This window comes from Streptomyces sp. NBC_01304, assembly GCF_035975855.1.
Taxonomy (GTDB): Bacteria; Actinomycetota; Actinomycetes; order Streptomycetales; family Streptomycetaceae; genus Streptomyces.
This window is the reverse complement of record NZ_CP109055.1, coordinates 8454289-8477846: the sequence shown is the minus strand read 5'-3', so window position 1 is coordinate 8477846 and position 23558 is coordinate 8454289. Positions and strand designations below refer to the sequence as shown.

The 23558-nt window shown below is 70.8% G+C and carries 21 protein-coding genes; 5 read left to right on the top strand and 16 right to left on the bottom strand.

What is annotated here, in order from left to right; genetic code table 11:
• Positions 1-50: 50 nt before the first annotated feature.
• The 4 genes from OG430_RS37740 to OG430_RS37725 all read right to left on the bottom strand — a co-directional run bounded on the left by OG430_RS37740 (position 51) and on the right by OG430_RS37725 (position 3546).
• Complete coding sequence (locus OG430_RS37740; RefSeq protein ID WP_442816629.1) at positions 51-746, bottom strand: lysophospholipid acyltransferase family protein; 696 nt, start codon at positions 744-746, stop codon at positions 51-53.
• Positions 704-1414: a (d)CMP kinase gene (gene cmk, locus OG430_RS37735; RefSeq protein WP_327357149.1), complete on the bottom strand. Its 711-nt coding sequence runs from the start codon at positions 1412-1414 to the stop codon at positions 704-706. Before cmk ends, OG430_RS37740 begins: the two co-directional genes overlap by 43 nt.
• Positions 1415-1789: 375 nt before the next feature.
• Entirely contained in the window at positions 1790-2929 is a 1140-nt protein-coding gene (locus tag OG430_RS37730) for a prephenate dehydrogenase (protein ID WP_327359407.1), read from the bottom strand.
• Positions 2930-3114: 185 nt separating this feature from the next.
• Positions 3115-3546 carry a YidB family protein gene (locus tag OG430_RS37725; protein ID WP_327357148.1) on the bottom strand — a complete coding sequence of 144 codons (432 nt, stop codon included), beginning with the start codon at positions 3544-3546 and terminating at the stop codon, positions 3115-3117.
• A 229-nt stretch (positions 3547-3775) separates the two neighbouring features.
• On the opposite strand from OG430_RS37725, the gene OG430_RS37720 reads away from it, so the two are divergent.
• The 4 genes from OG430_RS37720 (at position 3776) to OG430_RS37705 (ending at position 6466) form a co-directional block, all read left to right on the top strand.
• The gene (locus tag OG430_RS37720) at positions 3776-4456 is read left to right on the top strand and encodes a hypothetical protein (protein WP_327357147.1); all 681 of its coding nucleotides are present in this window, start codon (positions 3776-3778) and stop codon (positions 4454-4456) included.
• A 43-nt stretch (positions 4457-4499) separates the two neighbouring features.
• Positions 4500-5096 carry a DUF6529 family protein gene (locus OG430_RS37715; protein ID WP_327357146.1) on the top strand — a complete coding sequence of 199 codons (597 nt, stop codon included), beginning with the start codon at positions 4500-4502 and terminating at the stop codon, positions 5094-5096.
• Between the two features lie 11 nt (positions 5097-5107).
• Entirely contained in the window at positions 5108-5641 is a 534-nt protein-coding gene (locus OG430_RS37710; protein WP_327357145.1) for a Rieske (2Fe-2S) protein, read from the top strand.
• A 96-nt stretch (positions 5642-5737) separates the two neighbouring features.
• Entirely contained in the window at positions 5738-6466 is a 729-nt protein-coding gene (locus OG430_RS37705; protein WP_327357144.1) for a nucleotidyltransferase domain-containing protein, read from the top strand.
• Here the strand turns inward: OG430_RS37705 and OG430_RS37700 are convergent.
• The 12 genes from OG430_RS37700 to OG430_RS37645 all read right to left on the bottom strand — a co-directional run bounded on the left by OG430_RS37700 (position 6428) and on the right by OG430_RS37645 (position 21295).
• Positions 6428-7207: a nucleotidyltransferase domain-containing protein gene (locus tag OG430_RS37700; protein ID WP_327357143.1), complete on the bottom strand. Its 780-nt coding sequence runs from the start codon at positions 7205-7207 to the stop codon at positions 6428-6430. The genes OG430_RS37705 and OG430_RS37700 overlap by 39 nt on opposite strands.
• Positions 7208-7771: 564 nt before the next feature.
• Positions 7772-8791 (bottom strand): ADP-ribosylglycohydrolase family protein, encoded by a 1020-nt coding sequence (locus tag OG430_RS37695; RefSeq protein ID WP_327357142.1) that lies wholly within the window; start codon positions 8789-8791, stop codon positions 7772-7774.
• Positions 8788-9510: an NUDIX hydrolase gene (locus OG430_RS37690; protein WP_327359406.1), complete on the bottom strand. Its 723-nt coding sequence runs from the start codon at positions 9508-9510 to the stop codon at positions 8788-8790. The genes OG430_RS37695 and OG430_RS37690 overlap by 4 nt, the downstream gene beginning before the upstream one ends.
• A 186-nt stretch (positions 9511-9696) precedes the next feature.
• Complete coding sequence (locus OG430_RS37685; RefSeq protein ID WP_327357141.1) at positions 9697-10953, bottom strand: pseudouridine synthase; 1257 nt, start codon at positions 10951-10953, stop codon at positions 9697-9699.
• Positions 10953-11597: an SMC-Scp complex subunit ScpB gene (scpB, locus tag OG430_RS37680; protein ID WP_327359405.1), complete on the bottom strand. Its 645-nt coding sequence runs from the start codon at positions 11595-11597 to the stop codon at positions 10953-10955. The genes OG430_RS37685 and scpB overlap by 1 nt, the downstream gene beginning before the upstream one ends.
• An 11-nt stretch (positions 11598-11608) precedes the next feature.
• Entirely contained in the window at positions 11609-12934 is a 1326-nt protein-coding gene (locus tag OG430_RS37675) for a segregation/condensation protein A (RefSeq protein ID WP_442816628.1), read from the bottom strand.
• A gap of 289 nt (positions 12935-13223) precedes the next feature.
• Positions 13224-13823 carry a hypothetical protein gene (locus OG430_RS37670; RefSeq protein ID WP_327357140.1) on the bottom strand — a complete coding sequence of 200 codons (600 nt, stop codon included), beginning with the start codon at positions 13821-13823 and terminating at the stop codon, positions 13224-13226.
• Complete coding sequence (locus OG430_RS37665) at positions 13808-14827, bottom strand: ParA family protein (RefSeq protein WP_442816627.1); 1020 nt, start codon at positions 14825-14827, stop codon at positions 13808-13810. The genes OG430_RS37670 and OG430_RS37665 overlap by 16 nt, the downstream gene beginning before the upstream one ends.
• A gap of 509 nt (positions 14828-15336) precedes the next feature.
• A complete protein-coding gene (gene ald, locus OG430_RS37660) occupies positions 15337-16452 on the bottom strand; it encodes an alanine dehydrogenase (protein WP_327357138.1) in 1116 nt (371 codons plus the stop codon).
• A 144-nt stretch (positions 16453-16596) separates the two neighbouring features.
• The gene (locus tag OG430_RS37655) at positions 16597-18705 is read right to left on the bottom strand and encodes a tetratricopeptide repeat protein (protein WP_442816626.1); all 2109 of its coding nucleotides are present in this window, start codon (positions 18703-18705) and stop codon (positions 16597-16599) included.
• A 169-nt stretch (positions 18706-18874) separates the two neighbouring features.
• A complete protein-coding gene (locus tag OG430_RS37650) occupies positions 18875-19501 on the bottom strand; it encodes an NUDIX hydrolase (protein ID WP_327357137.1) in 627 nt (208 codons plus the stop codon).
• 123 nt (positions 19502-19624) lie between these two features.
• Positions 19625-21295: a CTP synthase gene (locus OG430_RS37645; protein ID WP_327357136.1), complete on the bottom strand. Its 1671-nt coding sequence runs from the start codon at positions 21293-21295 to the stop codon at positions 19625-19627.
• Positions 21296-21737: 442 nt separating this feature from the next.
• Between OG430_RS37645 and OG430_RS37640 the strand changes: the two genes are divergently transcribed.
• The gene (locus tag OG430_RS37640; RefSeq protein ID WP_327359402.1) at positions 21738-23540 is read left to right on the top strand and encodes a glycoside hydrolase family 15 protein; all 1803 of its coding nucleotides are present in this window, start codon (positions 21738-21740) and stop codon (positions 23538-23540) included.
• Positions 23541-23558 lie beyond the last annotated feature (18 nt).

Here is a 23558-nt window from a genome sequence, read left to right as displayed (position 1 = left end):
CTACTGAACTGCTGAAGCGGCGCAAAAGCCCCGCCACTGAGAAGTCTCGCTCAGCGCCCGGTGAGGCGCCTGGCGTTTTCCAGGTGGCCGGTGAGCCGCTCCTGGATCCGCACCGTCGCCTCGTCGAGTGCCTTGCGGGTACGCCGCCCGCTGCCGTCCCCGGCCTCGAAGGCGTCCCCGAAGACGACGTCCACGCGGCTGCGCAGGGGCGGCAGCCCCTTTATCAACCGTCCGCGACGCTCCGCGCTTCCCAGCACGGCCACCGGAACGATCAGCGCCCCGGAGCGCACCGCGAAGTACGCGAGCCCGGCCCGCAGCGAGGCGAAGTCTCCCTCGCCCCGGGTGCCCTCGGGAAAGATTCCGAGCACGCCGCCGTTCTGCAGAACCGCCAGCGTGTCCGTGATGGCCGTGCGATCGGTGGTCTCACGGTCCACTTTCAGCTGGCCGATGCCCCGCAGGAACGGGTCGAGCGGCCCGACGAACGCTTCCTTCTTGATCAGGAAGTGCACCGGCCGGGGCGCGGTGCCCATCAGCATGGGACCGTCGAGGCCGTGGGTGTGGTTCACCGCAAGGATGACAGGTCCGGCGGCCGGCACCTTCCAGGCGCCGAGCACGCGCGGCTTCCAGAAGCCATACATGAGGCCGACCCCGATCCGGCGGCCGACCTCCGCACCCCGCTCGGAGGGCGCTGTGGCGGGCTCGGTCACTTCGCGGCCCGCTTCTCCTCGACCAGGGTCACGACGCACTCGATGACCTGCTGCAGCGTGAGGTCGCTGGTGTCGACCTCGACCGCGTCGTCCGCCTTGGCGAGCGGCGAGGTCTTGCGGCCGGAGTCGGCGGCGTCCCGCTTGAGCAGGGCCTCACGGGTGGCGTTGACGTCGGCGCCCTTGAGCTCACCGCTGCGGCGGGCGGCGCGGGCCTCCGGCGAGGCGGTGAGGAAGACCTTGAGGTCGGCGTCGGGCAGCACGGTCGTACCGATGTCCCGCCCCTCGACGACGATGCCCCGCTCGGCGCCGGCGGCGATCGAACGCTGCAGCTCGGTGATCCGGGTACGCACCTCGGGCACCGCACTCACCGCGCTGACCTTGGAGGTGACCTCCTGGGTACGGATGGGGCCCGCCACGTCCGTACCGTCGACGGTGATGGTGGGGCCGGCCGGGTCGGTACCCGAGAGGATCTCCGGCTTGCCCGCGGCGGCGGCGATGGCCGACGGATCCGTGATGTCGATCCCGTTGTGGACCATCCACCAGGTGATCGCCCGGTACTGGGCCCCGGTGTCCAGGTAGCTGAGCCCGAGCTGCTCGGCCACGGCCTTGGAGGTGCTGGACTTGCCCGTGCCGGAGGGGCCGTCGATGGCGACAATCACTGCCGAGGGGGCGGCGGTTTCCACGGTGGCAAGCACCTTCCTGGTCACGGGTCTGCGGTATGGGGCGAGAAATAGCCCCGGACAAGGTTACTGGCTCGCGCGAGCCGCCCATTCCACGGGCCTCCGGATCAGCCCCGGCCCGATTCATCCAGCCCGTCCGGCGTTTGAGGACGAGCGCGAAGCGCGATGGGGGGTCAGGGGGCGCAGCCCCCGATCTCGAACGGCCAGCCACCCACCCGGATCCCCGATCCCCCACCCGCCCCCAAGCTCCGCAGGATCTAGGGAAGGGGCGGGGAGGGGCAAAAGACAGCCCGTCCGGCAAGGACCGGGGGCCCGGGGGCAGCGCCCCCGCGACCCCAGCCACGACAGGGCCGGACGAACCCGGCCCAGCCACAACAGAGCGAGGGCCAAAGCCACGGCAAGCTATTGCCGAATGGCCCAGCCCCGCTCCCGCAGCGCCGCGCTCAAGCGGGCCGCAGCCGCAGGCTCCACCATCAACTGCACAAGCCCCGCCTGCTGCCCCGTCGCATGCTCGATGCGCACATCCTCGATGTTGACCCCGGCCCGATCCGCATCGCCGAAGATGCGAGCCAGCTGCCCGGGCTGGTCGTCGATGAGCACGGCCACGATCTCGTACGCGGTCGGCGCCGACCCGTGCTTGCCCGGCACCCGCACCTGCCCCGCATTGCCCCGCCGCAGCACATCCTCGATCCCGGCGGCGCCAAGGCGGCGCTTGTCCTCGTCCGAGGACTGCAGCGCCCGCAGCGCCTCGACCGTCTCGTCCAGGTCGGCGGAGACCGCGGCGAGCAGCTCGGCGACCGGCCCGGGGTTGGCCGAGAGGATGTCGATCCACATCCGGGGATCGGACGCGGCGATCCGCGTGACATCGCGGATGCCCTGACCGCACAGACGTACAGCCGTCTCCTCGGCGTCCTGGAGCCGGGCCGCGACCATGCTGGACACCAGATGCGGCATGTGCGAGACGAGCGCGACGGCCCGGTCGTGGGCGTCCGCCTCCATGACGACGGGCACGGCCCGGCAGAGCGCGACCAGTTCGAGGGCGAGGTTCAGCACCTCGGTGTCGGTGTCCCGGGTCGGCGTGAGCACCCAGGGCCGCCCCTCGAAGAGGTCGGCGGTCCCGGCCAGCGGGCCCGAACGCTCGCGGCCCGACATCGGATGCGTACCGATGTAGGAGCTCAGATCGAGCCCGAGCGCCTCCAGTTCGCGCCGCGGCCCGCCCTTCACGCTGGCCACGTCGATGTAGCCACGGCCGACGCCGCGCCCCATCACCTCGGCGAGGGTCGACGCCACGTGCGCCGGCGGCACGGCGACCACGACGAGGTCGACCGGACCCTCGGGGGCGGCGTCGGTGCCCGCTCCGAGCGCGGCGGCCGTACGGGCCTGCTCCGGGTCGTGGTCGACGAGGTGCACGGTGACACCGCGACTCGCGAGCGCCAGGGCGACGGAGGTACCGATCAGGCCGGTCCCGTGGACGGCGGCGGTTCTCACTGTGGATGTCCTCGCTGCGCGGTGGGTCGGATATGCGGCTCTGCCCGGGGTGATTCGGTGCGGAACCGTATGCGGTCTGGTGCGGACCGGACCGGTGCGGTCTCGTGCAGGCGTGCGATCTCGTGCAAGCGCCAAGCGTAGTAAGTCGCAATACACAGTAGTCAGTCGCGTACACAACAGTGCACGGGGCCCGTCTGCCGAGACGGGCTCCGTGCACGGTGCGGGGCGGTGCGGCCGGGTCAGAGGCCCTGCTTGCGCATCAGGTCCTCGATGGACTCGGCGGGAACCTGCCCTTGGGGCGTCAGCTGGTCGACCGCCTGGGGCAGCACCTGAGCGATCTCGTTCGCGGCTTGCTCAGGGCTGACGCCGACCTTCTGCGCCACCTCCTGGAGGGTCTCGTCGGGCAGGGCCTGCTGGACCTGGGCGCCGGTCACCTGCTGGTTCTCGCCCTGCTTGACCCAGGACTGGCTCTCGTCGGCGAGCCCGGCCTTGTTGAACTGCTCGAGCAGACCGGAGAGCGGGTGACTGCCGCCGCTTCCGCCCTTGTTCATGAACGCGCTGAGCAGCGCGGCCAGAATTCCGCCGCCCCCGCCACCACCGCCGGAACCGCCCTGCTTGCCTCCGCCGAGGAGGCTGCCGAGAAGGTCACCAAGAGGATCATTGCCCGCCATGTCACGCCTTTCGAGAGTGCGGCCGGGCCCGGTGCCCGCGCGGGGGCGCCGGGAACCTCGGACAGTCCAAATGTCACCCGAACCGCCCAGCACCGCCACTTGGGACCGCTGCGACCGCAGTGTCCCGTTTTGGGACCGTCCACCCCCTGGACGCCGGTGCACCCGTCCGCTTGCATGGAGGCTCCGCAACTGCGGGCCGGCGACCGCCGCGCCTCGGGGGAGGCTCCAAATGAAGCGCTCCGGACCCCTCTTCACCCTTCTCGCTGGGCTTTTGCTCGCCCTGTTCATGCTGTCCCTGAACGCGACGACGGGGACCGGCCGCTCCGCGTACGGGGGCGGCTCCGGCGGAGCGTCGCCGACTCCCTCCGCCGGTACGCCGACGAGCGCGCCCGCGAGCTCGGACAAGCCGTCGGCAAAGCCGTCCACGAGCAAGCCGGCCGAGCCGCCGCCGGACGCGGACTACGCGGGCCGCACCGACGACGACTCCGCGGCGGTCTCGGTCTCCGTGAAGGACGGCAAGGCGGTCGCGTACTTCTGCGACGGCCGCAACAAGGAGTCCTGGCTGAAGGGGAACGTCGAGGACGACGGCTCGATGCGGCTGACCGGCAAGCACGGCAGCAAGCTCGAAGGCACGCTCGCGGGCAAGAAGCTCACCGGGACCGTGGACGTCGACAAACAGGCCTACCGCTTCAGCCTCACCAAGGCCGTCAAGCCGTCCGGCCTCTACCGCGCCACCCAGACGGTGCGCGGGGCCAAGCTCGACGGCGGCTGGATCGTGCTGCCCGACGGCAAGCAGGTCGGCATCCTCAAGCGGGACGGCAAGCCCGGGCCCGCGCCGCGCATCGACCCGGAGACCGGCGTGGTCGTCGTCGACGGCGAGAAGGTCACCGCCCGCCCCGTCGTCCCCTGAGCCCGTCCCCCGTACAGCCCGACAGACGTCCCGTGAGGTGACCATGAGCGTCGACCCCAACGCCGCCACCCAGAGCTTCCCGGGCCGGCCGCACACCACGCACAGCCGCCCGCGCCCGGCCCGCTATCTGGTCCCGGCCCTGGTCGCCGCGGCGGTCGCGGTCGGGCTCGGCGCCTACGGCAAGGTGCACGACCCGGAGGGCACCGCCTTCAACCTCGCGGGCTTCAGCAGCACGGGCGCCGTGAAGGCGTGGCTGGGGACGGCCGCGTTCGCCTTCGCCGTGGTGCAGTTGGGCTCGGCCCTCGCGCTGTACGGGCGGCTGCCCGGCGTGCGCTCCAAGCCGTGGATGGCGTTCGTGCACCGCTGGTCGGGGCGGGTGGCGTTCCTGCTCGCGGTGCCGGTCGCCGTGCACTGTCTGTACGCGCTGGGCTATCAGACGTACGACACCCGGACCATGTGGCACTCCCTGTTCGGCTGCGTCTTCTTCGGGGCGTTCAGCGCGAAGATGCTCCTGCTGCGGACCGAGCGGCTGCCGGGCTGGCTGCTTCCGGTCGTGGGCGGCCTGGTCTTCGCGGTGCTCACGGTGGTCTGGCTCACCTCGGCCCTGTGGTTCTTCCGGACCTTCGGGGTGACGACATGACGAGTGGCGACATGACCACTGACGATGTGGCGTCCGTACGCGCCTCCCGGCGCACGGTCCTGGCCGCTGGGGCCGCCGCGGCGCTCGCGGGCTGCAGCAAGTACGGCGACGAGGGCGGCGGCGGCGAGGCCCCGACCGCACCTTCCGCGACGGCCACGCCCGGGTCCCCGACCCCGGCGGAGCCGGAGCCGTCCGGTGACGGGCCGACGAGCGGCAAGCCGCCGAAGGGCGAGGCCTCGAGCGAACAGCCGCCCGCAGGCGAGGAGTTGGCCAAGACGTCGGACGTCGAGGTCGGCGGCGGCAAGATCTTCAAGGACAAGAAGATCGTCGTGACCCAGCCCACGGCCGGCGACTTCAAGGCCTTCTCCGCGGTCTGCACCCACGCGGGCTGCACGGTCAACGACGTCTCGGGCGGCACCATCAACTGCCCCTGCCACGGCAGCAAGTACCGCATCGCGGACGCGGCGGTGGCGGACGGCCCGGCGCCCGCGCCCCTCTCGCCGCAGCAGATCACGGTTTCCGGCGACTCGATCCGCCTGCCGTGACGGGCGACTCGGTCCGCCTGCCGTGAGCAGCGACTCGGTCCGCCCGGCGCAAATACGGAGGTGTTCCGGGCCCTTGCTCCCGTAACCTCGGGCCGCATGACCGCACCACCCCCCGATGATCAGCAGACGGCCCTCGTACGCGACCACACCATCTACTCCTGCGTGATGGGCTCGCGCGCCTTCGGCCTGGCCACGGACGCCAGCGACACGGACCGGCGCGGCATCTTCCTCGCCCCGACCCCGCTGTACTGGCGCTTCGACAAGCCCCCCACGCACATCGAGGGCCCGCTGGACGAGCAGTTCTCCTGGGAGCTGGAGCGCTTCTGCGAGCTCGCGCTGCGCGCCAACCCGAACATCCTGGAGTGCCTGCACTCGCCGCTCGTCGAGCACATCGACGACACGGGCCGCGAACTCCTCACCCTGCGCCCGGCGTTCCTGTCCCGCCAGGCCCACGACACGTTTGCCCGCTATGCGCTCGGCCAGCGCAAGAAGCTGGACGCGGACGTACGCACCCACGGCGCCCCGCGCTGGAAGCACGCCATGCACCTGCTGCGCCTGCTGATGTCCTGCCGCGATCTGCTGCGCACCGGCGAGCTGGTCATCGACGTGGGCGAGGCCCGCGACGACCTGCTCGCCGTGAAGCACGGCGAGGTCCCCTGGCCGGAGGTCGAGGCCCGCATGAACCGGCTGGCGGCCGAGGCGGCGGAGGCCGACGCGAAGTCCCCGCTCCCGACGGAGCCGGACCGGGCGAGGGTGGCCGACTTCCTCTTCCGGGTCCGCCGCGCCTCAGCGCTCCAGTCGGACCCGGACCACCAAGTCGTGTAGGGCGTCGTACGCGGCCGGGGCGTCCGGAAGTCCCGAGTCCGCCTGCGCCGCGTCGAGCAGGGCGTGCAGCCGGGCCAGATCGTCGGCCACGCGCGCGTGCTCGACGTCGGCGGCGCCGTGCTCGGCCCCGGCCTTGGCCGCGACGAGGTCGGGCAGATACGCGGGAGCGTCCACGAGCCCGATCAGCGACGGCAGATGGGCCTGCACCTCACCGCTGCGCATCAAGTGGATCCCGGTCAGCAGTACCCGGAACGCGTACAGGAGCGGCTTCAGCTCGCCCGTCTTCTCGAAGAGCCGCTCCTGGGTGGTCGCGAACCCCCGGTAATGATGGGCGTGATGACTGGTCAGCACGTCGGGGGCGAGCGCCACCAGCTCCGCGTGCGCGTCCGACGTATGCACGACGAGCGGTGACAGGAGCTGCTCGAGCACATAGCCGTTGCGCCGCAGCATCAGCCGTACGAACTTGCGCAGGTCGTGCGTGACGAGGTCCATCTCGATCCCGTCCCGCACCCACATCCTGCTGCGCGTCTCGTCCGGCTCGCGCAGCCCGACCAGCGCGTCGAGGGGCAGCAGATGCACCCCGCGCAGGTCCACGTCCGAGTCCTGGGACGGAAACCCGTACAGATGGGCCCCGGAGACGGTGGCGAAGAGCAGCGGGTCGGCCTGCTCGGCGAGGACGGGCCCGAGGTCGGTGTCCGGGAGACCTGCCTCGCGGAGGCGTATGTCGTCGTGCGTGCGCATGCGCCAAGCCTCGCAGAGGCCGTCTGCCGCCCGGAACCGGCCCGGCCGACTCATGGGCATGGGCCGCCTCCGCCTGCACGCCCGACCTCCTGCGGAGACCGGAGCCTGGCCCCGCACAAGCGCCCCACTGGCAGGTGCGTGGCCCCGCACAGCACCCCACGGGCAGGTGCGGGACCACTGCCCGGCCCGGTGGACAACCGTTCAGCCCCAGCCCCAGCCACTCCACCACCTTGCGGGCACGCCGCCGGATTCCCGCAGACGAGCGCACGGCACGTCGCCCCGATTCCCGCAGACGAGCGCGCCGACCGCCGCCCGGATTCCCGCCGCCGAAGCGTGCGGCCCCGCAGGCTCCCCGCCACGGGCGACGCACGGTCCCCCGCACCGCACGCCGCCCGCCCTTCCCCCGCCCGGGTCCCCCGACCCGATCCCCCACCCTGCGCGGGCCCCCACCCGCGCAAGCCTCAAGGTCCCGCAACGCCCCGGGGCCCACGCGCCCCGCAACGCCGCAGACCTCACGCGTCCCAGAGCGCCGCGGCCCTCACCCGCCGTGCGGCGCTGTGCGCCTCACGCGTCCCAGAGCGCCCCGAGCGTCAGCAGTTCCGACCGGTACTCGATCCGCTCGGCCCACCCCGAGGGCCACACGTCCGATCCCAGGTAGGCCCCGGCGAACGCCCCCGCCAGGCAGGCGATCGAGTCCGAGTCGCCCGAAGTGCAGGCCGCCCGGCGCAGGGCCGTCACCGGCTCTTCCGGGAAGAGCAGGAAGCACAACAGGCCGGTCGCGAAGGCCTCTTCGGCCACCCAGCCCTCCCCCGTCGCCAGGCAAGGGTCGGCCTCCTCGTCCCCGGCCTGCACCGCCGCCTCCAACAGGTTGAGCATCACCAGGCACTCGTCCCAGCCGCGCGCGATGAAGTGCTCCGGCGTCGGGTCCTGGGAGCGCGTCCACAGATCGCCGAGCCAGGTCGCGTGGTAGCGCGTGCGGTTCTCGAGCGCGTACGACCGCAGCAGCCCGATCAGCTCGTGCGGCTCCGCGCCGTGCATGAGCAGGAACACCGCCCGCGCCGTCAGATCGCTCGCCGCGAGGGCCGTGGGATGTCCGTGCGTGAGCGCCGACTGCAGCTGCGCGGCCCCGGCCCGCTGGCCCTCGCTCAACCCGGGCACCATCCCGATGGGCGCGACCCGCATATTGGCGCCGCAGCCCTTGGAGTCGATCTGGCTGGCCTCCTGCCAGGGCCTGCTGCTGTCGAGCCGCCGGCAGGCCACCAGACAAGTGCGGCCCGGGGCGCGGTTGTTCTCCGGCGAGTGGTACCACTCCACGAACTCGGGCCGCACCGAGTGCTCCATCCGCTTCGGCCCGAGCAGCCCCCGTCCCATGGCGTCCCGCAGGCCGCGCCCGAGCGCGAGCGTCATCTGGGTGTCGTCCGTGACGATCGCGGGCCTGGGCAGCTCCATGTCCCGCCAGGGACCGCACTTGGCGAGGATCGAGGGGATGTCGTTGAACTCGGTCGGGAACCCGAGCGCGTCCCCCAGGGCGAGCCCGATGAGTGATCCGGTCGCCGCACGCTTCATGGTTGCCACTCGCTTCATGAGAGGTCTCCTTCCGGGACTGACGGACGCAGCAGGGGTGGATGCAGCGCGGCGTTGGCCCCCGCGCGGTACAGCGCCGCGGGCTTGCCGCGTCCGCCGGTCAGCCGCGCGGCCCCGGCCAGCGGCTCCACGAAGCCGGGCGTGGCGAGCACCTTGCGGCGGAAGTTGGCCGGGTCGAGCGCGGTGCCCCACACCGTCTCGTACACCTGCCGCAGCTCGCCGAGCGTGAACTCGGGCGGGCAGAAGTGGGTGGCCAGATCGCTGTATTCGAGCTTGGCGCCGATCCGTTCGTGCGCGTCCTCGAGGATCTGGTCGTGGTCGAAGGCGAGCGGCCCGTACGAGGCGTACGGCAGCCACGCGGCATGCGCGGCGTCACCACCGCCGCGCGCCTCGGGGGCGTCGGGCACCAGCGCCGTGAAGGCGACCGAGACGACACGCATCCTCGGGTCCCGCTCCGGGCCGCTGTAGGTCCGCAGCTGCTCCAGGTGCAGCTTCTCGACGTCCGACAGGCCGGTCTCCTCGGCGAGTTCACGCCCGGCCGCCGTCTCCGCGGACTCGTGGGGCAGTACGAACCCGCCGGGCAGCGCCCAGCGCCCCGCGTACGGCTCCTGGCCGCGCTCGACGAGCAGGACGTGCAGCATGCCCGCGCGGAGCGTGAAGACGGCAAGGTCGACCGTGACGGCGAACGGCTCGAACGCGTACTTGTCGTAGCCCTCCATCACGCTCACCTCTTAATGGTCACAATGACTATTGGTCACCTCGACTATAAAGACGGACTGCGGCCGCGCACAACCCCTTGAACACGAAAAGACGGCCACGACACACGAAAAGGCGGCCACCCTCGCTTCCCGCGAGGGCGACCGCCTGATGTTCGGCGTGCGCTACGACCTACAGTGCGCTACGACCTACAGATCGACTTCGTTCATCAGCATGCCGACCTCCGTGTTGGACAGCCTGCGCAGCCAACCCGACTTCTGGTCGCCGAGCGTGATCGGCCCGAACGAGGTCCGCACCAGCTTCTCGACCGGGAACCCGGCCTCGGCGAGCATGCGGCGCACGATGTGCTTGCGGCCCTCGTGCAGGGTCACCTCGACCAGGTAGTTCTTGCCGGTGTTCTCGACGACCCGGAAGTGGTCGGCCTTGGCGTACCCGTCCTCGAGCTGGATGCCGTTCTTGAGCTGCTTGCCCAGGTCGCGCGGGATCGGGCCGACGATCGCGGCCAGATAGACCTTCTTCACGCCGTACTTGGGGTGCGTGAGGCGGTGCGCCAGCTCACCGTGGTTGGTGAGCAGGATGACGCCCTCGGTCTCGGTGTCGAGCCGCCCGACGTGGAAGAGCCGCGTCTCGCGGTTCGTCACGTAGTCGCCGAGGCACTGCCGGCCCTCGTTGTCCTCCATGGTGGAGACGACGCCGGCCGGCTTGTTGAGCACGAAGAACTGGTACGACTGCGTGGCGACGGTCAGCCCGTCGACCTTGATCTGGTCCTTCTCGGGGTCGACCCGCAGCCCCTGCTCGATCACGATCTCGCCGTTGACCTCGACGCGCGACTGGTCGACCAGCTCCTCGCAGGCCCGCCGCGAGCCGTAGCCGGCGCGGGCGAGGATCTTCTGCAGACGCTCGCCCTCCTGCTCGGCGCCGGGGAAGGTCTTGGGCGTCTTGATCTGCGGCTTGCCCGCGTACCGGTCGCGGTTGCGCTCCTCGGTACGCGTCTCGTACTCGCGCGAGCGGGCCGGCTCGGTGCGGTTACGGCCGCGCTGCTGCTGTCCCTGCTTGGGACCGCCCTTGGCGCCACCGCGCGCCGACGCGCCACGCCCCGACTTCGGACCCTCGTGCGTGCTGCCCGGGCCTACGTCGTAGCGCCGCTCCTCGGGACGCGGCTTGCTGGGCCTGCTCGGCCTGTCGTCGCGGCTGTCACTGCCGCCCCGACCCTGGCCCTGCCTGTCGTCGCGGCTGTTACCGGCACCCCGGTAATCGCCTCGGCCACCACTGCTGGGGCGGCCACCACCACTGCTGGGGCGCCCACCACCGCTGGAGGGTCGGCCACCGCTACTGGGGCGGCCACCTCCGGAGGGGCGGCCACCGCTGCTGCCACGGCCGCCGCTGTTGCCACCACGGCTCCCGCCGTTGTTTCCGCTGCTGTTCCTGCCGTTGCTGCTTCGCATCAAATTTCCGTCTTGTCGTCTGCGTCGTCTAGATCCGGAGCGTCCGGATCGAACGACGGCACCCCTTCCTGGGTCTCGGACTCGATCGCTTCCGCCTCGGGCAGGAACGGTGCGAGCTCCGGGAGCTCGTCCAGGCCGCGCAGGCCCATCCGCTCCAGAAAGTAGTTCGTCGTCCTGTACAGGATCGCACCTGTTTCGGGTTCCGCGCCCGCCTCCTCGACCAGACCCCGCTGCAGCAGGGTCCGCATGACCCCGTCACAGTTCACCCCGCGCACCGCGGAAACCCTCGACCGGCTGACCGGCTGCCGGTACGCGACGACCGCGAGGGTCTCCAGGGCCGCCTGGGTGAGCCGGGCCTGCTGCCCGTCCAGGACGAAGCGCTCGACGGCGGCGGCGTACTCGGGACGGCTGTAGAACCGCCACCCGCCCGCGACCAGACGCAGCTCGAAGCCCCGCCCTTGCACGGTGTACTCGTCGGCCAGCTCCCGCAGCGCGTCGGCGACCTGCCGCCTGGGCCGGTCGAGCACCTTGGCGAGGTGCTCCTCGGTGGCCGGCTCGTCGACGACCATGAGGACCGCCTCCAGGGCGGGCTTCAGCTCCAGCTCGGCGACGGCGAGCAGTCCGGCCGGGGCCGCCTCGAGCATGTCCTCACCACTCACACCGACTCCTCCACTACCTCTACGTCCTGTACGTCGTCGCCCTTGCCCTTGTCCTCAGGCGCGTCCGGCGGCCGGTCGAACTCATCGGTGACCAGCGGCTCGGCGCCCTCCCCACCGGTCCAGCGCACCGTCAGCTCGCCCAGGGCCTCGTCCTGGTCCAGCGCGACCGCCTTCTCTCGGTACAGCTCGAGCAGGGCGAGGAACCGGGCGACGACGGTGAGCGTGTCCCCGGCGTCCTCGACAAGCACCTGGAAGCTCGCCTCCCCCAGCTCCCGCAACCGCCCGATGACGACCTCACCCTGCTCCCGCACGGACACCAGCGGGGCATGGATGTGATCGACGTACACCTGCGGCTTGGGCTTGGGCTGCATGGCCTTGACTGCCAGCTTGGCGAATCCCTCGGCCCCGATGCTGATGACGACCTCGGGCAGCAGCTCGGCATGGTGCGGCTCGAGCCCCACGGTCCGCGGATACCGCCGCGCCTCCTCGTCGAGCCGCCGGTTGAAGATGTCGGCGATCTGTTTGTACGCCCGATACTGCAGCAGCCGCGCGAACAGCAGGTCCCGCGCCTCCAGCAAGGCCAGATCGGCCTCGTCCTCCACCTCGGCGGAGGGCAGCAGCCGGGCGGCCTTCAGATCGAGCAACGTCGCGGCGACCACGAGGAACTCCGTGGTCTGATCCAGATCCCAGTCGGGCCCCATGGCCCGGATGTGCCCCATGAACTCGTTGGTGACGATGGACAAGGCCACTTCGGTGACGTCCATCTTGTGCTTGGAGATCAGCTGAAGCAGCAGGTCAAAGGGCCCTTCGAAGTTGGCGAGCCGAACCTTGAACCGCCCGTCGCCAACTTCACCGACCGCTTGACCCTCACCTTCGACGACCACCCGATCCTCGCCAGGTTCCGCGGGCGCCTGGGCCACGCCGGACTCTGCGGACACGTGGCCCGCGCCAGGTTCCGCGGACACGTGGCCCTGGCCGGACTCGACCGGCGCCTGGACCTCCCCGAACTCCGCGGGCGCCTCATCCTCGCCAGGCTCTGCAGGGGTGGGGGCGTCGCCGGATTCTGCAGGCGCCTGGCCCTCGCCAGGCTCTGCGGGCACCAGGACCACGCCAGGATCGGCAGGCACCCGCGCCACGTCTGACTCCGCAGGCACAACGTCGGCCGCCCGGTCGCCGGACTTCGCCGGAGCGCCGCTCTCGGCCGGCCCGCTGGCCACGGGAGCCTCGACCGGTACGACGGCCGCCGGAAGCCCGTCGGCTTCGGTCTCGGCGCGCTCGGCCGGCGCGGCGGACTCCGCCGCCGCCTCACGCGGCTCCGGCACCTGAGCCGGATCGACCCCGGCCTCGCTGTCCCGCCCACCCTGCTCCCCGACCTCACCCTGCCGGGGGTCTGGGGGCTCGCCCCCAGTTTCGGGAAGGGGCGGGGCTGGGGAAAAAGAACCCTCGTCCCGCACCACCGACGACCCCGCCCCGGGCCCACGGCCCAGACTGCGGCGCCGCGGCTGGGAGGCGTCGGGTGATTCGTGCGTCGGCATCGCGGTCCAGGAAGCAGGGAAACGTACAAGCGCGTACGAACGGGCAGGCTACCGCCCCCACCACGTCAAGGCGCGGTCAGCGCCCCCGCAACCGCCGTACGAGAATGCTCGCGTCACCCCGCGACTCGAGATCCGCGAGAACGACGGCGACAGCCTCCCGCACGATCCGCCCGCGGTCGACCGCGAGACCGTGCTCACCGCGCAGCACGAGCCGCGCGTGCTCGAGGTCCATCAGCTCCTCGGCCGACACATAGACCGTGATCTTCTCGTCGTGCCGCTCACGCCCGCTGGGCCGGCGCCCGGATCCCCGCCCACGCCGCCGCGACGACGACGCGGGCGCATTGCGCTGCCCGGCCGCCGCGGCCGCGTTGGCCGAACCTTCCTGCACCTGCTCACGAGCGGAAACGGCGGCACCGGCGCCCGCCTTGCCGCCCTCCGCACCCCGAGTGCGATGCCCGCCCGACTCCGCCTCGGCGGGGGCGTGTTCGGCGCTGTCACCGTCCTCGGAGGCCCCTGAGGCACCCTCCGAAGCGGCCACGGCATCGCTCTCGCCGGCCGGAGCCGGCACGCGTGCCTCACCGTTGGCCTGCCGCCTGGGTGAGGACGACTGGAGCGCCATTCCCCCGGTGGTACGGAACAGTTCGTCGGCCCCCGGCAGACTCACTCGGCGTGACACCGGGCGAGCACCTCCCTGGCGAGCTGACGATAGGCGGCGGCGCCAACGGAGTTGGAGGCGTACGTCGTGATCGGCTCACCGGCGACCGTGGTCTCCGGGAAGCGCACGGTCCGGCCGATCACCGTGTGGTAGACGTGATCGTCGAAGGCCTCGACCACACGGGCCAGGACCTCCCGGCTGTGCACGGTGCGCGAGTCGTACATCGTGGCGAGGATGCCGTCCAACTCCAGGTCGGGGTTGAGACGTTCCTGCACCTTCTCGATGGTCTCCGTGAGCAGCGCCACACCGCGCAGCGCGAAGAACTCGCACTCGAGCGGCACGATCACCTTGTGCGCGGCGGTCAGCGCGTTCACGGTCAGCAGACCGAGCGAGGGCTGACAGTCGATCACGATGTAGTCGTAGTCCGCCATCAGCGGCTTGAGCGCGCGCTGCAGCGTGGACTCGCGGGCGACCTCGCTGACCAACTGCACTTCCGCGGCCGAGAGATCGATATTGCTCGGCAGCAGGTCCATGTTGGGCACGGCGGTCTTCAGGAGCACCTCGTCGGCCGCCATGCCCCGCTCCATGAGCAGGTTGTAGACGGTGAGGTCGAGCTCCATCGGGTTCACGCCGAGGCCGACCGACAGGGCTCCCTGCGGGTCGAAGTCGACGAGCAGGACCCGGCGTCCGTACTCCGCGAGCGCGGCGCCCAGGTTGATGGTCGACGTCGTCTTGCCGACGCCGCCCTTCTGGTTGCACATCGCGATGATCTTCGCGGGGCCGTGATCGGTCAGCGGGCCCGGGATCGGGAAGTACGGCAGCGGGCGCCCGGTCGGGCCGATGCGCTCCCGGCGCTGACGGGCAGCGTCCGGGGCCAGCGTGGCCGCGTACTCGGGGTCGGGCTCGTACTCGGCGTCGGGGTCGTAGAAGTGCCCCTCGGGCAGAACTTCGTCGTAGTCAGCGAGTTGGGTGGGGTTCTCGCCACTCCGGTCGCCGGCCATGGCGTTCACTTGATGGCCATCCATGCTCTGGTGGGCTGACAGCGTTACCTGCGGACGCTGAAAGCGCTGCGTGTTGTTCTGGCGGTCGGCGAAGGTGCGGACAGCGACGGAGCCGACGGCCTCAAGGCCCGCGGGGCCTGGGCTTTGCGCAGGCATTCCTGGTTGACCACCCCCGGGAGTAAATGTCGACTCATTCACAAGTCGTCTTACCTCCTTGGTGACCAGGGAACTTCTAGACAGGTCAGCGTGGCACCATGCCGACGATTGGCGACTCTATGGCGTGTCACCGGTCCGCAGCAACACAATCCGCCGGACCCGGCCCGATGTGTCGGCAACTGAACACCCCTCTGTCAAGGGTGCGCAGGGGTCTCACGGGTTGTTTCACGGGTGTACGAAACGGTTAAAGAGTTACGTTCGAGGCTAGTTGACCGAGCCCGACAAAGTGACCCGATACACACACGGCCGGGCCTCGCTGAGCAAGGTCCGGCCGTGTGCGCGAGGTTGACGCGACTTGTTGACAAAGCCGCCTTGGATCAGCCGAGCAGCGTGCTCAGTTCGAGCGTCTCCAGGCCGTGCGCCTCGGCGACGGGGCCGTAAACCACCTGGCCATCATGGGTGTTGAGGCCGAGCGCGAGCGCGGGGTCGCGGCGCAGCGCCTCGACCCAGCCGCGGTTGGCGAGCTCGACGATGTACGGCAGCGTCGCGTTGGTCAGCGCGTGGGTCGAGGTGTTCGGCACCGCGCCCGGCATGTTGGCGACGCAGTAGAAGACCGAGTTGTGGACCTTGAAGGTCGGCTCGGCGTGCGTGGTCGGACGCGAGTCCTCGAAGCAGCCGCCCTGATCAATCGCAATGTCGACAAGTACACTTCCGGGCTTCATCCGGGAGACGAGCTCGTTGGTGACGAGCTTCGGCGCCTTCGCACCCGGGATGAGGACGGCACCGATGACGAGGTCGGCGTCCAGGACCGCCTTCTCGAGCTCGAAGGCGTTGGACATGATCGCCCGGACCTTGGTGCCGAAGACCTTGTCGGCCTCGCGGAGCTTGTTGATGTCGCGGTCGAGCAGCGTGACGTGGAAGCCCATGCCGACGGCGATCTGCGTGGCGTTCCAGCCGGAGACGCCGCCGCCGATGACGACCGCCTTCGCGGGCTGGGTGCCGGGCACACCGCCGGGCAGCACGCCGCGGCCACCGGCCGAGCGCATCAGGTGGTAGGCGCCGACCTGCGGGGCGATGCGGCCCGCGACCTCGGACATCGGGGCGAGCAGCGGCAGCGCTCGGTTCGCGGTCTCGACGGTCTCGTACGCGATGGCGGTGGTGCCGGACTCCAGGAGCGCGTCCGTGCACTCGCGGGAGGCCGCGAGGTGCAGGTACGTGAAGAGCGTCTGGTCCTTGCGCAGGCGGTGGTACTCCTCCGCGATCGGCTCCTTGACCTTCAGGAGCAGGTCGGCGGTGGCCCAGACCTCGTCGGCCGTGGCCAGGATCTGCGCACCCGCGGCCACGTACTCCTCGTTGGTGATGGAGGAGCCGACACCGGCGTCGTGCTCGATGAAGACCTGGTGGCCCTGGCGGGCGAGCTCATGCACGCCGGCGGGGGTGATCGCCACCCGGAACTCGTTGTTCTTGACCTCGCGGGGGATGCCGACCTTCATCGTCGATCACGGTCCTTGGCTCAGGGATGTTTCGGGCAACAGCAGAGATACCGGTACGCACAACCGCGCAACGGGAGACACCACGGAAGTACGCGGCGGAGCCAGTCTAATGAAGGATATTCAGCTGTCTAGCCTTTCAATGCATCAATCTTCTTCAGATGCACTGCGGATTTCGTAGGCAGCGTCGCCACGGGGTTCCGCTCCCGTTCCGTGAAGCTCTGGTCCCAGGATGCGCTCGGCCGCGGCCCGGTGCAGCCCGGCGGCGGCCGAGTCGCCGAGCCGGTCCAGGGTGTCCGCGAGCCGCAGCTCGAGCGCGGCCTGCAGCCGGACGTCCTTCGCCTGGCGCGCCCAGTCCACGGCCTCCCGGCAGGTCCGCAGGCACTCCTCGGGCCGGCCCGCGTACTCCTGGACCCGGGCCAGCTCGCTCAGCGCACGCGCGAATGCCGGGACGTCACCGCCCTTGCGATAGCCGGCGCAGGCGGAGCTCCAGTTGCGCAGCGCCTCGCCGTACCGGCCCGCATAGGTGTGCGCGGTGCCGATCCGGCCGTACAGGCGAGCCACGACCAGCTTGTCGCCGCGCGCTAGACGCGCGCTCAAGGCCCGCCCGAACCAGTCCGCGGCCCGCTGCCAGTCCCCCAGCTCCTGGTAGGCGCCGCCTACGGATTCCATGGCGCGGCCGGTCGCATAGGGGTCGTTCGCCACCCGCGCGGCATCGAGCGCGGCGCGGTAGCGGGCGAGCGCTTCCTGCGTACGTCCGGTCTCCGCGTCCAGGTCCGCGAGGTTCAGCAGCGCCGCGGCCTTCTCGCGGGGCAGCTCGCGCCGCTCGGCAACGTCGAGGACCAGCTGGTGGATGCCGTACAGCTCGGGCGCGGCCGCCTCGGTGCCCCGGTGGGCGACCAGTGCGCGGGTCAGCGCGGCCATCAACCGCCTTGCCAGGGTGTCCAGTTCACCGTCGGCGACCGCGAGCCGGGCCGAGGCGAGCAGCGCGGGCTCCCGCAGGTCGAGCCATTGAGCGGCGGCCCGGGCGGTCGGGAAGCGCAGGGCGCGGGGCAGCCCGGCGAGCTTCTTGCGGGCGGGCGATCCGTCGGGTTCGGTGACGGCACGGCAGGACTGCAGCAGCCGCACCGTCCGCTCCAGCATCCTGGCCCGCGCCAGCTGCACCTCCCCCGGGCGGTCCTGCGCCTCGGTGAGGGCCTTCAGCAGGGGCTGCAGACAGCCCGGGACCTCGTACTGCGGCTCCTGCGGGGCCGGCGAGTCAAGCGGGTGCAGCAGCCCGATCGCCGCGAAGTCGTCGAGCGTGGTGCGGGCGGCGGACACCGAGCAGCCGGCCAGCGCCGACGCGGTGTGCGGGTCGGCGATCCCGGCGGGCGCGAGGCAGAGCAGTCGCAGTATCCGGGCAGCGGGGCTCGGCAGGGAGTCGTAGACGAAACGGAAGACCCGGCTCAGGGATCCCTTGCCGACTCCGGTGTCGTCGTCCGGCAGTTTGTGCAGCTGTTTGGCCAGTTCGGCGACGGACGCCTTGGGCCGCTGCGCCAGCCAGCCCCCCGCGAGCACGAGGGCCGCGGGCTGGTGCGCGCACTGCTCGGCGAGGCTCTCGGCGGCCCGCGGGTCGACGGTGATGCGTACGGACCCGGTGTAGCCGCTCAGCAGCTCGAGCGCGGATTTCGTGTCGAGGCCGCCCAGCGTGCACGGCCGCACGTCGGAGATCCCGGTCAGCGGCCCCTCGGCGGTGGCGACGACCAGGCACTCGGGGGCGTCCGGCAGCAGCGGCTCGACCTGCTCGGCGTCCGCCGCGCCGTCGAGCAGCAGGAGCACCCGCCGTACCGAAAGCGTCTTACGCAGTGCCTCGGTCAGCTCGTCCTCGCCGGCCCCGGGCGGCACCGGATGGTCGAGCCCGGCAAGCAGCTCCCGTGCGGTGCGCTCGGTGGGCACCGGGGTGCCGTCCGGCTCGGTGAGGCGGGCCCGGAGCACTCCGTCGGGATAGTCGCCGGAGCCGGCGAGGAGCCCGGCGAGCTCTTCGGCGAGCGCGGTCCGCCCCGAGCCGGGGCGCCCCGCGATGAGCAGCACGCGCGCGCGGGGCTCCTTGCGGCCGGTGAGGGTGTCGAGGCCGGTGCGCTTGATGTCGGCGCGCAGCTCCTTCAACTCCCGCTGCCTGCCGACGAATTCGGGGCCCGACTGGCGTACGACACCGCCCTGCGCCGAGCCTTGCGGCCCGGGCGCGGGCGCCTGGGTGTCCACCGCCTGATCCGTCACGGGCCACGCTCCCGTCCACCTGCGCACATGCCCCGCCGCGGCTGCGGCCGGGAGGTATGAAGACAGATTCGAGCGTAGTTCACGCTCTGCGACGAAACGGGGGGAGCGCGGCGGACAAATCCCCCGATCGGATCAGCAGATGGTCACACCGGAAGGTCCGAATTGCTTCCTAGACCTCGAAAGGCCGCGCGGGCCACGGCGCCTCGGCCGGGCGCAGCGCGTCGAGTCCGTCGCCGTGCTGCGCGGCGACCAGCGACAGGACGCCCACGACCAGGCAGTTGTTGTGCAGCTCGCCCGCCAGGACACCACGTACGAGATCTTCGAGAGGGACGCGCTTGAGCTCCATGTCGGCCTCCTCCTCGGAGACCTCGAAGCGCTCGCCCTCGGCCTCCGAGAGATCGCGGGCCAGGAAGATGCGGATCGCCTCGTCACAGCCGCCGGGGGTCGTGAACACATCGGTCAGGACCCGCCAGTCCTCGGCCTTGACGTGCGCCTCCTCGTAGAGCTCGCGCTGGGCGGCGTGCAGCGGGTTCTCGCCGGGGACGTCCAGAAGTCCGGCCGGGATCTCCCAGAGCTTGTGCCGCACGGGGTGCCGGTACTGGCGGATCACCAGGACACGGCCGAGGTCGTCGAGCGCCAGGACGGCCACCGAGCCGGGGTGGACCTGGTAGTCACGGCGGGCGACGGTGCCGCCGGGCATGACGACGTCGTCGGTGCGGACGCTGGTCTTGTTGCCGACGAACGGGGTCGCGGTGGCCGTGATCTGCCACTCCTCGGCGGTGTCCTTGATCGTCATGACGGAACGTCCTCCCACGTACGCAGCCACACAAAGCGGCCCACAGAAAGCAGAAACCGGGGTACGCGCCCCAAAAGGCCCGTACCCCGGCAACCGTATCGCCTGGGTCCGACTGACCCCCGACTAGCCCTTCTTGGCTGCCTTCTTGCCCGCCTGCTGGCGCTCCACAGCCGCCTTGACCAGGCCCGCGAAGAGCGGGTGCGGCCGGGTCGGGCGGGAGCGCAGCTCCGGGTGGGCCTGGGTGGCGACCAGGTAGGGGTGGATCTCGCGCGGGTACTCGACGTACTCGACGAGCTTGTTGTCCGGGGACGTACCGGAGAAGACGATGCCGGCCTTCTTCTCGAGGTCCGCGCGGTAGGAGTTGTTGACCTCGTAGCGGTGGCGGTGACGCTCCTCGACGTACTCCTTGCCCTCGTACACCTCGCGCACGATGGAGCCCTCGGTGAGCTTGGCCGGGTACATGCCGAGTCGCATGGTGCCGCCCATGTCGCCGTCGCCGGCCACGATGTCGAGCTGCTCGGCCATCGTGGAGATGACCGGGTGGGCGGTCGCGGCGTCGAACTCGGTGGAGTTGGCGTCCGGGATGTCCGCGAGGTTGCGGGCCGCCTCGATCACGATGCACTGCAGGCCCAGGCAGATGCCGAGCAGCGGCACCTTGTTCTCGCGGGCGTACTGGATCGCGCCGATCTTGCCGTTCACACCGCGGTCGCCGAAGCCGCCGGGCACGAGGATCGCGTCCACGTCGCCGAGCTGCTTCTTGGCGCCGGCCGGGGTCTTGCAGTCGTCCGAGGTGACCCACTTGACCTTGACGCGGGCCTTGTTGGCGAAGCCGCCGGCGCGCATGGCCTCGGTGATCGAGAGGTAGGCGTCGGGCAGGTCGATGTACTTGCCGACCAGCGCGACGGTGACCTCGTGCTGCGGGTTGTGCACGCGGTCGAGCAGGTCGTCCCACTGGGTCCAGTTCACATCGCGGAACGGGAGGTCCAGCTTGCGGACGACGTACGCGTCCAGGCCCTCGGTGTGCAGCACCTTCGGGATGTCGTAGATCGACTTGGCGTCGATGGCCGCGACCACGGCGGCCTCGTCCACGTCGCACATCAGCGAGATCTTGGCCTTGATGGACGCCGGCACCTCGCGGTCGGCGCGCAGCACGATGGCGTCCGGCTGGATACCGATGTTCCGCAGGGCCGCAACCGAGTGCTGGGTCGGCTTCGTCTTCAGCTCCCCGGAGGGGCCGATGTACGGGAGGAGCGAGATGTGGACGACGAACACATTGTCGCGACCGACCTCGTGACGGACCTGGCGGACCGTCTCCAGGAACGGCAGCGACTCGATGTCGCCGACCGTGCCGCCGACCTCCGTGATGACGACGTCGACGTCGTCGGTGGCCATGCGGCGGATGCGGTGCTTGATCTCGTTGGTGATGTGCGGGATGACCTGCACGGTGTCACCGAGGTACTCGCCGCGTCGCTCCTTGGCGATGACCTGCGAGTAGACCTGGCCGGTGGTGACGTTGGCCGAGCCGTCGAGGTCGACGTCGAGGAAACGCTCGTAGTGGCCGATGTCCAGGTCGGTCTCGGCGCCGTCGTTGGTGACGAACACCTCACCGTGCTGGAACGGGTTCATCGTGCCCGGGTCGACGTTCAGATAAGGGTCGAGCTTCTGCATCGTGACCCGAAGGCCCCGTGCCTTGAGGAGCGCACCCAGGCTGGAGGCCGTCAGGCCCTTGCCGAGGGAAGAGGCGACTCCCCCGGTGACGAAGATGTGCTTGGTCGTCGTGGCTTTGGACGGCATGGCCAAGAGGGGGCTCCCGTGGTCGCGAGGTGGTGGTGCGTACCGGCTCCCCGGAGAGAATCAGGGGTTGAGCCGTCGCTGCGTTCCGGGGTTTTTCTCCACCGGTCCACGGGCCACCAGGGTATCAGCGACGCGGCGGCCCTGCTTCCGGGCACGCTGGCCCGGCACCCCGTGCCGACCTCTCCCCCACCCTGCGTGGCACTCCGTGCACGCTCTGCGCGCGCACCACCGGATGCTCACCCGTTCGGCTCAGCGGCGTTCCCGCGACCCTCGCACGGATCACTAGGGTGCGTCGTATCCTGCTCGGACCCATTCGCTGCCGAGTCAGTCCGGACCAGGCACCATCCCGCCCTCGACCGGTTCTTGAGCTCGTCACGCGACCCTGTGACTCGCAACGCAAGCGCCCCGCGGGGCGGACGTGGCCGTTCGACTGGAGATGCACGTGGCCGGGCGCATCGAGGACTACGCACTCATCGGCGACATGCAGACCGCCGCCTTGGTCTGCAGGGACGGCACGGTCGACTGGCTGTGCCTCCCCCGCTTCGACTCGCACGCCGTTTTCGCGGGCCTGCTCGGCACCGAGGAACACGGCTTCTGGCGGCTGGGCCCCGCGCACGGCTCCGAGGCGGGGCCGCCGCACGCGAACCGCAGGACCTATCGCGGTGACTCGCTGGTCCTCGAATCGGAGTGGGACACCCCGCGCGGCACGGTCCGGGTGACCGATTTCATGCCGCCGCGCGACGGCGCACCCCAACTCGTCCGAATCGTCGAGGGCGTGAGCGGGCGCGTGCCGATGCGCTCCGCGCTCCGGATGCGCTTCAGTTACGGCCGGATCGTGCCGTGGGTGCACAAGGTCGACGGTCGTACGGTCGCGGTGGCCGGGCCCGACTCCGTGTGGCTGGACACGTCCACGGAGACGTACGGCAAGAACCTGACGACGTACTCGGACTTCACCGTCGCACCCGGCGACCGCATCGCCTTCACCATCAGCTGGGAGCCCTCGCACAAGCAGCCGCCGCCGCTGCACGACCCGGAGGGCGCGCTCGAGGCGACCGAGGACTTCTGGCGGGAGTGGGTCGCGCAGTGCACCTATCACGGCCCCTACCGGGAGGCCGTGGTCCGCTCGCTGATCACGCTGAAGGCGCTGACGTACGCGCCGACCGGCGGGATCGTCGCCGCCCCGACCACCTCGCTGCCCGAGGACATCGGCGGCTCGCGGAACTGGGACTACCGCTTCACCTGGCTGCGGGACGCGGCGATCACGCTGTCCTCGCTGCTGCGCACCGGCTATCGCGAGGAGGCCCGCGCCTGGCGCGAGTGGCTCCTTCGGGCGGTCGCGGGCGACCCGGAGAACCTGCAGATCATGTACGGGATCGCGGGTGAACGGGAGCTCGGCGAGAGCGAGTTGGACTGGCTGCCGGGCTATGAGGGCTCGCAGCCGGTGCGGGTCGGCAACGGTGCGGCGCACCAGTTGCAGCTCGACGTGTACGGCGAGGTGACCGAGGCGCTGCACCTCGCGCACATGACGGGGCTTTCCCGCAACGACCACGCCTCGCTGCTGCAGCTGAAGCTGATCCGCCACCTGGAGACCCACTGGGACCAGCCCGACGAGGGCATCTGGGAGGTACGCGGGCCGCGCCGGCACTTCGTGCACTCCAAGGTGATGGCGTGGGTCGCCGTCGACCGGACCATCAAGCTGATCGAGTCCGGTGACGCGGACGGGCCGCTCGAGAAGTGGCGCGAGATGCGCGACGACATCCATCGCGACGTCTGCGAGAAGGGCTACGACCCGGAGCGCAACACCTTCACCCAGTCGTACGGCTCGAAGGAACTGGACGCCTCTCTGCTGCTGATCCCGCAGATGGGCTTCCTGCCGCCCGACGACAAGCGGGTCGTCGGCACCATCGAGGCGATCCAGCGCGAGCTGTCCACGCCGGACGGCTTCGTGCTGCGCTACCCGACTGAGGGCGAGAACGCGGGCGTGGACGGACTCGAGGGCGACGAAGGCGCCTTCCTCGCCTGCTCGTTCTGGCTCGCGGACGACCTGGCGATGATCGGGCGCGTCGACGAGGCGCGCGAACTCTTCGAGAAGCTGCTCTCGCTGCGGAACGACCTGGGGCTGCTCGCCGAGGAGTGGGATCCGCGGCTGCAGCGCCAGGTCGGGAACTTCCCGCAGGCCTTCAGCCATGTGCCGCTGATCGACACGGCACTGCGGCTGACTGCTTCGGGGGCGTACGGGGGCTGAACTGCCTTATCGGCGTAC

Excerpts from the sequence above, each read along its gene's own strand:
- OG430_RS37725 (WP_327357148.1), bottom strand. The coding sequence starts at position 3,546 with ATGGCGGGCAATGATCCTCTTGGTGACCTTCTCGGCAGCCTCCTCGGC.
- OG430_RS37720 (WP_327357147.1), top strand. The coding sequence starts at position 3,776 with ATGAAGCGCTCCGGACCCCTCTTCACCCTTCTCGCTGGGCTTTTGCTC.
- OG430_RS37715 (WP_327357146.1), top strand. The coding sequence starts at position 4,500 with ATGAGCGTCGACCCCAACGCCGCCACCCAGAGCTTCCCGGGCCGGCCG.
- OG430_RS37710 (WP_327357145.1), top strand. The coding sequence starts at position 5,108 with ATGACCACTGACGATGTGGCGTCCGTACGCGCCTCCCGGCGCACGGTC.
- OG430_RS37705 (WP_327357144.1), top strand. The coding sequence starts at position 5,738 with ATGACCGCACCACCCCCCGATGATCAGCAGACGGCCCTCGTACGCGAC.
- OG430_RS37700 (WP_327357143.1), bottom strand. The coding sequence starts at position 7,207 with ATGCGCACGCACGACGACATACGCCTCCGCGAGGCAGGTCTCCCGGAC.
- OG430_RS37695 (WP_327357142.1), bottom strand. The coding sequence starts at position 8,791 with ATGAAGCGAGTGGCAACCATGAAGCGTGCGGCGACCGGATCACTCATC.
- OG430_RS37690 (WP_327359406.1), bottom strand. The coding sequence starts at position 9,510 with ATGGAGGGCTACGACAAGTACGCGTTCGAGCCGTTCGCCGTCACGGTC.
- OG430_RS37685 (WP_327357141.1), bottom strand. The coding sequence starts at position 10,953 with ATGCGAAGCAGCAACGGCAGGAACAGCAGCGGAAACAACGGCGGGAGC.
- scpB (WP_327359405.1), bottom strand. The coding sequence starts at position 11,597 with ATGCTCGAGGCGGCCCCGGCCGGACTGCTCGCCGTCGCCGAGCTGGAG.
- OG430_RS37665 (WP_442816627.1), bottom strand. The coding sequence starts at position 14,827 with ATGGATGGCCATCAAGTGAACGCCATGGCCGGCGACCGGAGTGGCGAG.
- ald (WP_327357138.1), bottom strand. The coding sequence starts at position 16,452 with ATGAAGGTCGGCATCCCCCGCGAGGTCAAGAACAACGAGTTCCGGGTG.
- OG430_RS37650 (WP_327357137.1), bottom strand. The coding sequence starts at position 19,501 with ATGACGATCAAGGACACCGCCGAGGAGTGGCAGATCACGGCCACCGCG.
- OG430_RS37645 (WP_327357136.1), bottom strand. The coding sequence starts at position 21,295 with ATGCCGTCCAAAGCCACGACGACCAAGCACATCTTCGTCACCGGGGGA.